The following is a 13,503-nucleotide window of genomic DNA, read 5'->3' on the forward strand; positions in this document are numbered from 1 at the left end:
TTAATTTTTTTAAAACACTATTTTTAAAAATCAGAATATGTCTATATTTGCACAAACCAACGCAACATAGAAATGAAATACAAAAGAATTCTTCTTAAGTTAAGTGGAGAAGCTTTAATGGGAGATTTACAATACGGAATTGACCCAAAAAGATTGGACGAATATGCTGAAGAAATTAAGCAAATTCATGCTAAGGGAGTAGAAATTGCCATTGTAATTGGAGGAGGAAATATTTTCAGAGGAGTTTCTGGGGTAAGTTCAGGAATGGATAGAGTACAAGGCGATTATATGGGAATGCTTGCTACCGTAATTAATGGAATGGCATTGCAAGGAGCTTTGGAGAATAAAGGAATGTTAACACGTTTGCAAACGGCTCTAAAAATCGAATCAATTGCAGAACCTTATATTAAAAGAAGAGCAGTACGTCATCTTGAGAAAAACAGAATTGTGATTTTTGGGGCTGGTACAGGAAATCCATACTTTACAACAGATACTGCAGCAGTTTTAAGAGGTATTGAAATTAATGCAGATGTGATCTTAAAAGGAACACGCGTAGATGGTGTTTATGATTCTGATCCAGAAAAAAATGCAGCTGCTGTAAAATTTGACTTCATCTCTTTTGAAGATGTACTTAAAAAAGGATTAAATGTAATGGACACTACTGCCTTTACATTAAGTCAGGAAAATAAATTACCAATCGTAGTTTTTGATATGAATAAAATCGGGAATTTATTGAGAATTTGCGAAGGTGAAAATATCGGAACTGTAGTAAATATATAGATTGCTTGAATTAAGGATTTTAAGAAAGTAATAATCCTTAAAAGAAAGAATCTTTTTAAAAAATTAAAGTATATTAGTTGTATTCATTTTTAGAAAATCAAACAATCTAAAAATTTAAAAATCTAGAAAAAAAATGACTGAAGAAATCGAATTTATCTTAGATAGCACTAAAGAATCAATGGCAAATTCTATCGCGCATTTAGAAAAAGAATTTCTAAATATTCGTGCAGGAAAAGCATCTCCAGCAATGCTAGGAAGTGTTTTTGTAGATTATTATGGTTCAGCAACACCATTATCACAAGTAGCAAAAATTAGTGTTCCTGATGCAAGAACAATTACTTTGCAACCTTTTGAAAAAAATATGTTGCAAGCAATTGAAAAAGCAATTATGGTAGCCAACATTGGATTCAATCCAATGAATAATGGAGATGTGATTATTATAAGTGTTCCACCATTAACAGAAGAGCGTCGTAGAGATTTAGCTAAACAAGCAAAATCAGAAGCAGAAGATGCTAAAATTGGTGTGAGAAACGTTCGTAAAGACGCTAACACAGAAATTAAAAAATTAGAAAAAGAAGGAACTTCAGAAGATGTTTGCAAAAGCGCAGAAGAAGAAGTACAAAGCCTAACTAACAGTTATATTAAAAAAATTGATGAGTTATTAGCTAATAAAGAAGCTGAAATCATGAAGGTTTAACCTTTTTATAATAATTAGAAAATCCGTCTTGTTAATTTTATACGAGACGGATTTTTTTATGCTTACTTTTGTGTTAGTAAAGCCTAATCTGTAATATTGTTTTCTGTATGAAGTTATTGTGTTTCTTAGCATTATTTTTCACGCTTTCTATACAAGCGCAATTCCAGATAAACGGAATTGTAACAGAAAAAGCTACTAACAAACCACTTCCCTTTGCTACAATCGTTGCCGATGATGGGATGAATACCATCACTGATGTTGATGGAAAATTTATATTGCAATCTACCTCTAGTATCGAGTATTTTACGGTTTCTTATATTGGTTATACTCCAGTTGTACTATATACTTCTACTAATAAAAAGTTTTATAAAGTTGGTTTAGTAGAATCTACAGCTGCTTTGAAAGAAGTTGTTATCTCAAACGAAAATCCTGCTCTTGCCATTATTAGGAAAACCATTGCGAGTAAGAATATAAATAATCCACAAAAAAAGCTAACTAGTTTTGAGTATAAAGCATATAATAAATTAATTGTAACAGCTAATCCAGATTCTATAAATTCAAGGCTAGATTCTATCTTTGTTCAAGAAGCAATAGGAAGGAGATTTGTTAAAGTTGATTCGGCCAATTATAAATTCAAAGAGATTTCTAGTAAGCAACATTTGTTTCAGACAGAAAAAGTATCGCAATATCAATTTGGGAATAATAAACTAAAAGAAACTATTTTAGGGACGAAAATGGCAGGGTTTAAGCAGCCTATTTATGAAATTATTGCTTTTAATTTACAGTCTATTTCTATATATGATTCGAATTATGAACTTTTCGAAACAAAGTATAATAGCCCAATTGCCAAAGATGCTTTAAAAGATTACAACTACAAATTACTAGATACAGTTCTGATAAAAGGTAGAAAAACCTTTATGGTTTATTTTAAAAACCGAATGAAGAAATCGGAGTTAGGGTTAGAAGGACTGCTTTATATAGATCAGGATAGTTATGCTATTGCAAAAGCAGTAATGCGGATTAAAGGCGTACTTGATATTAGTGGAACTCATGAGTTTGATTATATTCCAGAAGAGAAAATATGGTTTCCAAAGAGTACTTCTTTCAAAATTATAAAAGGTAAAAACGACGACGATATTAAGATTCTTGGTGGGACAATCCAGTTTGATGGAGATGCTGAGCAAGAAGATACACATAGAAAGAAAGGAGCTTCAGATTACACTTATTTAGAGTCAGAAAGCAACAATTTTGATGTGCATTATAATACACCAATAGAAATAAAAAATTCTTCTTTATATATTGAGATTAAAGATGATGCCATAAAGAAACCTGAAAGTTTTTGGAATAAGTATCGAAAAGATAGTTTGGATATACGCTCCCAGAAAACGTATATGTTACTAGATAGTATTTCCTTAAAGAAAAGGATTGAAAGCAAAATTAGATTTGGAAGAAAGATTATTAATGGGTATTTGCCAATAAGCGTAGTTGATTTAGATTTAAGAAAATTATTCAGCTATAATAATTACGAAGGATTCCGATTTGGCTTAGGAGGTGTTACTAATGAACTTTTTTCAAAAAAATATAAGATTGGTGGTTATACTGGATATGGAACTAAAGATGGAGGTTTTAAGTATAATTTAGACTTGTCAACTCGAGTAGAGCGATTTTCAAATACATGGGTAGGGGCATCCTATACTAACGATGTAAGAGAGATTGCAAGTACTGTTTTTGCTGTTGATAAAAGAGTGTTTAAATTGTATGATCCTCGACCTATCAATATTAGTACATTTTATAAGTATGTTAGTTGGACTGGTTATTTGGCAACACGTATTGTACCGAAGACAGAAAGTATTTTTGAACTTTCGCGATCAGCCATTGAGCCTAAATTTGATTACGCTTACAATCTAAACGGAAGACTGTATTCTAATTATGTTATGACTACAGCCATGCTTTCATTGGCTTGGAACCCTTTTAGTGATTATATGCAGACTCCAACAGGACGAATCGAAATTGAAAAGAGGTTTCCAAAGTTTACAATACAATACACACAATCGTTGCCCAAAGTAGCAGAAAATGATTTTAATTTCTCCAAAATAGACTTTAAAACAGAATATGAGAAAAAATATTTGAACGGACAAAAAACGAGTTTGCTCTTGCAAGGAGGGTATGCAATGGGAGACGTGCCTATTACTCATTTGTATAATACCTCGCCGAATAATATCACCAAAGAAACAATGATTCAGAGGGTGACATTTGCTGGTAGAAACAGTTTTGAAACGATGTTTTTTAATGAGTTCTTTTCAAGTGAATATGCGATTTTTCAAGTTAAGCATGGTTTTAACCGATTTAAAATAATTAAAAAAGTAAGACCATCGTTAGTGTTGGTTTCGCGTATGGCATGGGGTGATATGAAAAACCCAGAGCAACACGTTGGGATTGATTATAAAACATTAAATAAAGGTTTTTTTGAATCGGGTGTAGAAATTAACCAGATTTTCAGTGGTTTGGGATTAAGCGGGTTCTATCGTTATGGGCCTAACCAGTTGCCAAGATTCGAAGACAATATAGCTGTTAAGTTGAGCTTTGTACTTAATTTAGGTATCTAGATAAAAAAAATCCCATTCAACTGAATGGGATTTTTTTATCTATTAGGGTTTAAGAATTAAAACGGATGGTGTATTATTAAGCCATGTGCTTTGAGATTCGATTAGTTTTTTCCAACTGTCTAAACTAATAATCATTAAATCCTGACTCTCTAAAAACTCTTTTTTAATAGTTCGATCATGCATTAGCATAATATGATTGGGTGCTATTTGTTCAATAGATCGGATAGATTCCTGCATATCACGGGTATTCTTTAATTCACCACTTGCATCCAAAATGGTAATTTGTGAGCCATTATTATTAATTAATTTTTTAGCATATTCAATAAGAAAAGCATCTTCTTTGCTGAAAATAGGCATGAAAACCTGATTTATTTCCTCTAGTTCCTTATTTATAAAAATTCCGACAGGCATTTTACTCTTAGTGATAACATGCCTTGTTCTTTCGTCAAAAGGAGAGTTTTCGAACAAACCTTCCTTTCCTGTGAATTTATCGATTAAACGGTCTGGATTTACTATTCTAGTTGTGAATCCAAGTATCTTACCTAATAAAGTTCCTTCAAAAATAGATTGTCCTAAACTAACCAATAATAAATCGTATTCGCCTTGATTTGCTGTTTCGGTTATATCGGCATCAATATCATTAGATAATTTAAAAAGACTAATCATATTTTGATTTAAGTTTTCAGATTCAGAAATGATAGGCAAAAGCATTTCTCTTTCATGATCTTTCACTTCAAATGGATGTAACTCTGAGCTTAATGATAAATGTAATGCGGTTACAATAGTGTTGTCTGGTTGTTTTTTAGTTAAGCTATTTGCAATTCGTAATAGTGTTTTTCCTTTCTCAGGAGTCTCAAACGAAAATAAGATTTTGTATTTGCTTTTGTTGCCTATTTCTTCTGGAATAATAGTTTTTTTCTCTTTAAAAATAAAATTGATAAAATCTAAAGCGGGTCCAGTCATAAAGGTGGTAACTAATGCCATAATCACCATCATGGTAAAAATCTCAGTAGATAAAACACCTAAATCATATCCTATGTTTAAAACAACCAACTCCATTAAACCACGGGTATTCATTAAAGCTCCGATGGCCAAACTATCTTTCCAGCTTTGCCCCATGAATTTGGCAGCAAACGCACTTCCGAAGAATTTTCCAACTACTGCTACTGCAATAATTACTCCAGTAACTTTCCATAAATAAGGGTCGTTCAGTAAGCCTATTTGAGTACGTAATCCTGTAAAAACGAAGAATAAAGGAAGTAAAAGTATAACAGATACATCTTCTACTTTTTCGATAAAAATATTACGGAATTTATGGTTTTGAGGCATAATAGCTCCTGCTAAAAAAGCACCAAACAAAGCATGAATTCCTATTAGTTCAGATGCATAAGAAGAAAATAAAAGCGTCAAAAAGAAAATAGCAACAACAGGTTTGTTTAAGCTTTCACGTGTTGAGTTTAAGTCACCTACACGTTTTAAAAACGGGCGTACTATTTTAAGCATTACAATTACGTACACTATGGCTAATCCAATTACGTATAATGAGCTAGTAAAAGAACCTGCTTTTACAATAGCAATAACTACAGCTAGAATACACCAAGCGGTAATGTCATCGGCAGCAGCACAAGTTATGGCAATGGTTCCGAGTTTGGTTTTTTGTAAACCTCGTTCTTGAACGATTCTGGCTAAAACAGGGAATGCTGTAATACTCATGGCAATACCCATAAATAGTCCGAAAGAAGAAAATTCAACTCCAATAGGAGCAAAAGTATGATAAATGAAATAGGCTAAAGTTAGACCTAAAGCAAATGGAATTACGATACTAGCATGACTAATTACAACAGATTCATGCGCTTTATTTTTAAGTACTTTTAAGTCTAGTTCCATACCAATTACGAACATAAAAAGTATTAAACCAATTTGGCTTAAAAACTGTAAATTTCCTAAAGACTCTTGTGGAAACAAAGTAGATGAAAATTCAGGAAAGTACATTCCGATAAGGGATGGTCCTAAAACAATACCAGCAACCATTTCTCCAATTACTGATGGTTGACCAATTTTTCTAAAAACCCATCCAAAGAAGCGAGCTACCAAAATAATCGTAATAATTTGGGCAAGTAATATAGCAAGCGGATGTTGTAGGTTTTCTACCATTGCCGTAAGGAAATCATTCCAATGGCTACTCTGAGTTTTTTTCTCAACGATTTCTCTTCCTATTTCTAATGCTTTTCCTTTTGAGATTACCAAATAAATTAAAGCAGAAAATCCACCAATAATTATGAGATAAAATAATGAGTTTTTGATGTTCTTCATATCACGTCATTTTTGAATTATTGTGTAAAGATGAGAAGTGACCCTTAAGTAAAAAAGAAAATCGAAAGCTAATTCTTATTAGATGTAATAAGATGGGGAAATTTTGTAATAAGTTATATTTTTACTTTAAGCAAAAAATCAGATCGGTAGGTTTCGCTTAAAGAAAGGGTAATGTTTTTTCCGTTTTTTCTTTGATGGTGTAGTACAATTTCATTGTGATTGAAAAACTGAATCGCACTCATCGCAATGATTTCCTTTTTGTTTACCCTACAAAAATGAGCATCAGGCAATTGTTTTAAAAGTGTACCGAAGTTAATGTTTTTTAAAGTAAGTAAGCTCCCATCTGTAAGAAGTACAGTTTTGTCACGACTATCAGTTATAGCAGTTTCTATGTATTGAATTTGGCTAAAATACAATAAGGTTTTGCCTTTGTCTGTATTTAAATGCATGAAGTTTTTGACTGCTTCGGGTTTGTTGTATTGCTCAAGTGCTTTGGAAATAGCTTTTTGTAAACGCTCTAGTTTTACAGGTTTTGTAATGTAATCTACAGCATCAATATTAAAAGCTTCAGCAGCATATTCTTTGTAAGCAGTACAAAAAATAACTAATTTACCCTCTAGTAAACGGGCTAGATTCAGTCCGTCAATTCCAGGCATTTCGATATCAGATATTAATAAATCGAATTCTAAATTTGGAATTTCAGACAATAATTTTTCAGGATTATTAAAAGCTTTTACAATCTCTAATGCTGGAATTTGCTCGCATAACATTTTTAGATAAGTTAATCCAGGTAACTCATCATCCAGTAGTAAGCATTTGAGTTTTGTATTCAAGTAGATTAATTTTTAAATGAGCAATGTAAGTATCGTTCTCTACAAATTTATCAAGTTTGAATTGATTTTTGTAGATAATTTTTAATCGTTGTTCTAATGTGGCATTTCCAATACCGCTTCGTTCTTTCTTTAAAACCTTTTTGTCTGAGATTTTATTAGATACAGTTAGAGAAAAATGATTGTCTTTAAGTTCAAATATTACCGAAATAAAAGCATCTGCATTTTGGATATCAGCATGTTTAAATGCATTTTCAATTAAATCGATAGAAATTAAAGGAGCAAGTAAGGGTTGCTCGTATAGTTTTTCATCTTCTCCAATAATCGTCTTGACCTTTAATTCAAAAAGCGGACTAATTTTAATTTTGTTAATTTCAATTAAATTCAATGCAAATTCAATTTCTTCTTTTGGAGTTACCAACTTTTTTTTGCTTTCGTAAAGGATGTAATCAAGTACATTGGCCAATTTGTCTAAAGCAAAATAAGTTTGATAAGCATGCGATTGAATCGAATTAAGGATATTCTTGAAAAGATGTGGGTTAAGTTTAGATTCTAATGTTTCTAATTGTAGATCATTTACTTTCATCTCTAGCAAGTAAAAATTCTTTTCGGCTATTTCCTTGGCTTTTCTAGATTGAACCAACTGATAAACGATATAGCCAATCAAGGCTACTAGCAATAGAATTATTGCTAGTAGAAGATTAGTTATAGTAGTAGTACTTGTTTGCATGTTATTAATGGCTAGAAACAAATTTTAGCCCAATAATTGAAGCTATTAAAGTTGTTAAGAAAAATATTCTCCAAAATGTTGCTGGTTCTTTAAAAATAAGGATTCCAACCAAAACAGTTCCTACAGCTCCAATCCCAGTCCAAACGGCATAGGCGGTTCCTATAGGTAAAACTTGAGTTGCCTTGTATAATAAAAGCATGCTTATTGTAAGGCATACAAAAAATCCAATCATCCAGTAGGTGGCTACCATTCCAGATGATTCTTTGGCTTTGCCAAGACAAGAGGCAAAACCTACTTCAAATAGACCAGCTATTACGAGTAAAATCCAATTCATTTTTTAAGGTTTAATAATTAATACAGAAGGCACATTGCTTAACCAAGTGCTTCTAGAGTCGACTAATGCTTTCCAGCTTTCAAGGCTAATGATCATTAGGTCTTGTTTGTCTAAAAACTCTTTTTTGATGATACGATCGTTCATCATTGATATGTTTTTAGGGAATTTTTGCTCCAAGGTAGTAATAGCACTCTTGATTACAAAATTGGTCTCAATGTTTCCATTCACATCTAGAATCATAATGTGTGAATTGTTGTTAAAGATTAGTTTCTGTGCGTAGTCAATCAAGAACATATCTTCGATGCTAAATATTGGTATAAAAACCTGATTTACATTTTGTAATTCTTTGTCGATTAATATTCCTAAAGGCATTTTTGTTTTAGAAACGATTTGTCGCGTTCTTTCGTCAAAAGGAGAATTTTGAAACAAGCCTTCCTTACCAATAAATTTATCAATCAATCGGTCAGGGTTAATAATTCGAGTTGTAAACCCAATTACCTTTCCTAATAGCGTTCCTTCAAAAATAGATTGTCCTAACCCTACTAATAATAAGTCGTAATCTCCTTGATTGGCAATGTCAGCAATATCAGTTTCGATATCAATAGTTGCTTTAAAGATAGTTGTGATTTCTTGCTTAAGAATATTAGATTCCTCAATAATAGGATTGAAGCTGTTCTTTTCTTTATCTTCAATGTTGAAAGCGTGCATCTCATCGCTTAGGGATAAGTGCATGGCGGTAACCTCAGAAGTGTTTTGTTGTTTTTTTACTAGACTATGGGCTAATCGTAAAAGTGATTTCCCTTTTTCATTGTTTCCAAATGAAATTAAGATTCGATATTTGTTATTTGTAGATGGCTCTTCGAGAGCAGGAACTTCTTTGCTCTTAAATACGTAGTCAATTAAATCTAATGCTGGCCCGGTCATAAAGGTAGTTACTAAAGCCATAATTACCATCATTGTAAATACTTCGGGTGTTAAAACTTTAAGTTCTAATCCAATATTTAATACAACCAATTCCATTAATCCTCTGGTATTCATTAAAGCACCAATGGTTAAACTATCTTTCCAACTTTGTCCTACGAATTTAGCTGCTAATGCGCTTCCAAAAAATTTACCAACAACTGCCACCAAAATAATCATCCCGGTCACAGTCCATAAATAGGGGTCATTAATAAGTCCGATTTCAGTTTTTAATCCAGTAAAAACAAAGAATAGAGGAAGTAATAAAATCACAGATACATCTTCGACTTTCTCGATAAACATCGTTCGGAATTTAGGAACATCAGGCATGATTGCACCAGTCATAAAAGCTCCAAAAAGGGCATGGATACCAATAACTTCAGTCGCGTATGAGGAAACAATAAGGGTAAGTACAAAAATGGCAACAACAGGTTTGTCAATGCTAGATTTGGTTCCGTATAAATCACCTATCCTTTTTAAGAACGGTTTTACGATGTACAACATTGCTAGGACATAAATGACGGCTAAAAAAATGATGTATATTGAACTGACAAAAGAGCCCGCTTTTACAATGGCAATAACTACAGCAAGTAAACACCAAGCGGTGATATCATCTGCGGCGGCACAAGTAATAACAATGGTACCTAATTTAGTTTTATGAATGCCTCGTTCCTGAACAATTCGGGCTAAAACAGGAAATGCAGTTATACTCATGGCGATACCCATAAATAAACTAAATGATAAGAATTTTACACCTTCAGGAGCAAATCGGTTATATACAAAATAAGCGAGTCCAATACCTAAAGCAAATGGAATTACGATACTGGCATGACTTATTACAACAGCTTCATTTGCTTTGTTTTTCAATGCTTTTAAATCAAGTTCCATTCCAATAACAAACATGAAAAGAATCAACCCAATCTGACTTAAAAATTTCAAATTACCTAATGATTCAACTGGAAATAGAGCCATGGAAAATTCAGGGAAATATAATCCTAATAAGGAAGGGCCAAGAACAATACCAGCAATAATTTCACCAATTACTGATGGCTGACCTATGCGTTTGAAGAGCCACCCAAAAAAACGGGCTACAAAAATGATTGTTATTATCTGGGCTAACAAAATTGCAAGTGGGTCTTGAAAGTTTGATTGCATTGAAGCAATAAAATCATACCATGAACCTTTTCCAGATCCTAAAACTTCTATTGTTTTATTTGCTTCTAAGTATTTTCCTTTAGTGATAATCCAGTATATTAAAGCTGTAAAACCTCCAGTTACTCCTATATAAAACAACGCGTTTTTGTAGTTTTTCATCCTGTATTTTAAATAATGTAATTATTTTCTCAAAAATAATACAAATATCAGAAAAGGGAGCTAAGAAATAGCATCAATTTTAATTAACTTATTGTAAAAAATTAACGGTAATTTATAGATCTAACAACATAAAAGTTTAACCAAAATTTATCCTTTCCTGTGTTTTTCATTACATTTGCAACCATTTTAATACTTTTATGAAAAATAAATTATATGTAGGTTTCTGGGAGTTAGTCGCCAGAATTATACTTAAAAATAGAGTTGCAATTTTAGGAGGTATAATTGCAATTACACTTTTCCTTGGTTACCAATGGAAAAACCTTGCTATGACTTATACAGAGGCTAACTTGCTTCCTAAGAATCATATTGCAAATAAAGACTATCAAAAATTTTTAGATAAGTTTGGTGAAGAAGGAAATCTTATTGTGATAGGTTTTAAAGATCCAACTTTTTTTACTCCAAAAAATTATGCTGCCTGGAATGAATTAATGACGGGTTTAAAAAAGGCTAAAGAAGTAGATTTAGTAGTTTCTTTAAGTGATTTGAAGAAATTAGAAAAAGATACTGTAAATGAGAAATTTGTTTTAGCTCCGTTTATTGATCAAAAGAAAGCGCTTGATCCTGAGTATTTAAAAAAGATAGAATACGATTTGTTTCATAATTTGCCGTTTTATGAAGGGCTATTATTTAATAAACAAAGCGGAAGTATTCGATCTGCAGTTTACATGAATAAGAAACTTGTAAATACTGCTGAACGTAAAACCTTTATTCTTGAAAATCTAGTTCCTAAAATCGATAAATTCGAGAAAACAACAGGGATCGATTTGCGTGTTTCAGGAATGCCATACATCAGGACTATTAATGCAGATAATATGAAAGGTGAAATAGGTCTTTTTATTGGAGCTGCTTTACTTACTGTCTCATTGATTTTCTTTTTCTTTTTCCGTTCGTTCAGAGCCACATTTATTTCTATTTGTATTTTAATTGTAGGTGTAGTTTGGTCTTTTGGAACACTTGGATTGTTTCATTATAAAATCACAGTTTTAACGGCTATTATTCCACCTTTGATTATTGTAATCGGAATCACGAATTGTATTTTCTTGATTAATAAATATCAACAGGAAATAAAACTTCATAACAATCAGGCAAAAGCTTTACAGCGTATTATTTCTAAAATTGGGGTTTCGACTTTGATGACGAATCTAACAACTGCAATTGGTTTTGCTACGTTTATGATTACGGGCAACGATTTGCTTTTTGAGTTTGGTTTAGTGACATCGATTAATGTTATCTCGGTTTATTTATTGACACTTTTAATTGTGCCGATTGTGTATAGTTTTATGTCAATTCCAGACGAAAAACACTTGAACCATTTAACCAAGACTTATATTTCGGTATTGTTAAATAGAGTAGAAAGCATAGTTAGAAATAGAAGAAAAGTTATTTATACCATCTACGGATTGCTTTTATTGCTTAGCGTTATTGGAGTTTCGCAAATGAAGGTTTCAGGAAGTTTGATTGGAGAAATGCCTAAGAGTGCTTCTTTCTTTAAAGATATTTTATTTTACGAAAAGGAGTTTAATGGAGTGATGCCTTTGGAGATTATGATTGATACCAAGCACAAAAAAGGTGTTATGAAATTATCGACAATGCGTAAAATGGATGAACTTCAAAGTACTATTGAAAGTATGCCTGAATTGTCTAAGCCAGTTTCAATAGTGAATTTGGTTAAATATTCGAAGCAAGCTTTTTACAATGGAAAACCTGAATATTATCAATTACCAACTTCACAAGAGCAGACATTTATATTGGCTTATGCTAAAAATGCGGTGAAAAATAGTAAGGATAATTTGATGAAGAGTTATGTAGATTCGACTGGACAATACGCTCGAATTACAACTTTTATGAAAGATATTGGTACTGATGAAATGGCAAGAGTAGAGAAGAAGCTTCATTCTAGGATAGATGAAGTTTTTCCTAAAGATCGCTATGAAGTTACAGTAACAGGTAAAGCATTGGTTTTTCAAAAAGGAACTTCTTATCTAGTGGATAATTTAATCGAATCGCTAATTTTTGCCATCTTTGTTATTGCAGCACTTATGTTGTATTTATTCAGATCGTTTAAGATGGTTTTCGCATCAGTTATAACAAATATTTTACCACTTTGTATTACGTCTGGATTAATGGGGTATTTTGGGATACCACTTAAGCCATCAACGATTTTAGTGTTTAGTATTGCATTTGGTATATCTGTAGATAATGCAATTCAGTTTATGGCAAAATACCGTGATGATTTATTGCAGAATAATGGAAAGGTAAAAAAATCAGTTTTCAGTGCATTGAGAGAAACAGGAATTAGTACTTTTTATACTTCCGTTGTATTGATTTTAGGGTTTGCTACTTTTACACTGTCAAGTTTTAGTGGGACAATTGCACTTGGAGGATTAATTTCTTGCACTTTGGCATTTGCAATGTTTGCAAACTTATTAGTCTTACCAGCTTTGGTATTGACATTTGAGAAGAAAAAAACAAAAAAAGAAGATAATATTGAAGGAGAGATTTAATCTCTCCTTTTTTTTGTAATGAAAATGATAGGAAAAGGTATGTTGTCTTAAAATTGGTAGCTCTGATGATTTATATGAAATAATGTGACGTATTTTATTATGATAAAATAAGATTGACAGAGAGAAGGAATATTTCTGGATGATAGATAGGACTTAACATGGTAAATGTTATCCTTTATATAGAATTAATGAGTATGGGGAGTGTAAGAGCCACGTAAGTGAAGCCTACGAATCTATATAGAGTTAGCGTACTTAAGGGCAACGAATGTTATCGTTATTCATAACCATCTTAGTAGAAATATGACTCCATCTGAAACAAGTTCTGGAAATGAAAACTGAGATGGAGAAAATAGAGAAGCTTAAGGTAAAAACAAA

At 32.1% G+C, this 13,503-nt stretch carries 9 protein-coding genes; 4 read left to right on the forward strand and 5 right to left on the reverse strand.

All coding sequences use genetic code 11. The features are described 5' to 3' along the window. The first annotated feature begins 72 nt into the window (after positions 1-72). The 3 genes from pyrH to LNQ49_RS14440 all read left to right on the forward strand — a co-directional run bounded on the left by pyrH (position 73) and on the right by LNQ49_RS14440 (position 4,083). Positions 73-780, forward strand: a complete 708-nt coding sequence (gene pyrH, locus LNQ49_RS14430; protein ID WP_195736036.1) for a UMP kinase — start codon at positions 73-75, stop codon at positions 778-780. A 133-nt stretch (positions 781-913) separates the two neighbouring features. Beyond that, complete coding sequence (gene frr, locus LNQ49_RS14435) at positions 914-1,477, forward strand: ribosome recycling factor (protein WP_229989706.1); 564 nt, start codon at positions 914-916, stop codon at positions 1,475-1,477. Positions 1,478-1,584: 107 nt separating this feature from the next. After that, a complete protein-coding gene (locus LNQ49_RS14440; protein WP_229989707.1) occupies positions 1,585-4,083 on the forward strand; it encodes a DUF5686 family protein in 2,499 nt (832 codons plus the stop codon). A gap of 42 nt (positions 4,084-4,125) precedes the next feature. Here LNQ49_RS14440 and LNQ49_RS14445 read toward each other — a convergent pair whose 3' ends face one another. From LNQ49_RS14445 to LNQ49_RS14465, 5 genes are all read right to left on the reverse strand, one after another. Continuing rightward, on the reverse strand, positions 4,126-6,396 hold the full coding sequence (locus LNQ49_RS14445) for a cation:proton antiporter (RefSeq protein WP_229989708.1): 2,271 nt from the start codon (positions 6,394-6,396) through the stop codon (positions 4,126-4,128). A 113-nt stretch (positions 6,397-6,509) separates the two neighbouring features. Next, positions 6,510-7,229, reverse strand: coding sequence for a LytR/AlgR family response regulator transcription factor (locus LNQ49_RS14450; protein ID WP_229989709.1), 720 nt, complete (start codon positions 7,227-7,229; stop codon positions 6,510-6,512). Beyond that, complete coding sequence (locus LNQ49_RS14455) at positions 7,195-7,956, reverse strand: sensor histidine kinase (RefSeq protein WP_229989710.1); 762 nt, start codon at positions 7,954-7,956, stop codon at positions 7,195-7,197. The genes LNQ49_RS14450 and LNQ49_RS14455 overlap by 35 nt, the downstream gene beginning before the upstream one ends. Before the next feature lie 4 nt (positions 7,957-7,960). Next, on the reverse strand, positions 7,961-8,290 hold the full coding sequence (locus tag LNQ49_RS14460) for a DMT family transporter (protein ID WP_129540661.1): 330 nt from the start codon (positions 8,288-8,290) through the stop codon (positions 7,961-7,963). 3 nt (positions 8,291-8,293) lie between these two features. Then, positions 8,294-10,564, reverse strand: coding sequence for a cation:proton antiporter domain-containing protein (locus LNQ49_RS14465; RefSeq protein WP_229989712.1), 2,271 nt, complete (start codon positions 10,562-10,564; stop codon positions 8,294-8,296). Between the two features lie 197 nt (positions 10,565-10,761). Here LNQ49_RS14465 and LNQ49_RS14470 point away from each other — a divergent pair, with 197 nt between their 5' ends. Then, positions 10,762-13,128 (forward strand): efflux RND transporter permease subunit, encoded by a 2,367-nt coding sequence (locus LNQ49_RS14470; protein WP_229989713.1) that lies wholly within the window; start codon positions 10,762-10,764, stop codon positions 13,126-13,128. The last annotated feature ends 375 nt before the right edge of the window (positions 13,129-13,503 follow it).

Origin of the sequence: Flavobacterium pisciphilum (assembly GCF_020905345.1) — a bacterium.
Lineage (GTDB): Bacteria > Bacteroidota > Bacteroidia > Flavobacteriales > Flavobacteriaceae > Flavobacterium > Flavobacterium pisciphilum.

Coding starts and splice junctions, on each gene's coding strand:
- LNQ49_RS14440 (WP_229989707.1), top strand. CDS start 1,585: ATGAAGTTATTGTGTTTCTTAGCATTATTTTTCACGCTTTCTATACAA.
- LNQ49_RS14470 (WP_229989713.1), top strand. CDS start 10,762: ATGAAAAATAAATTATATGTAGGTTTCTGGGAGTTAGTCGCCAGAATT.
- LNQ49_RS14460 (WP_129540661.1), bottom strand. CDS start 8,290: ATGAATTGGATTTTACTCGTAATAGCTGGTCTATTTGAAGTAGGTTTT.
- pyrH (WP_195736036.1), top strand. CDS start 73: ATGAAATACAAAAGAATTCTTCTTAAGTTAAGTGGAGAAGCTTTAATG.
- LNQ49_RS14465 (WP_229989712.1), bottom strand. CDS start 10,564: ATGAAAAACTACAAAAACGCGTTGTTTTATATAGGAGTAACTGGAGGT.
- frr (WP_229989706.1), top strand. CDS start 914: ATGACTGAAGAAATCGAATTTATCTTAGATAGCACTAAAGAATCAATG.
- LNQ49_RS14455 (WP_229989710.1), bottom strand. CDS start 7,956: ATGCAAACAAGTACTACTACTATAACTAATCTTCTACTAGCAATAATT.
- LNQ49_RS14445 (WP_229989708.1), bottom strand. CDS start 6,396: ATGAAGAACATCAAAAACTCATTATTTTATCTCATAATTATTGGTGGA.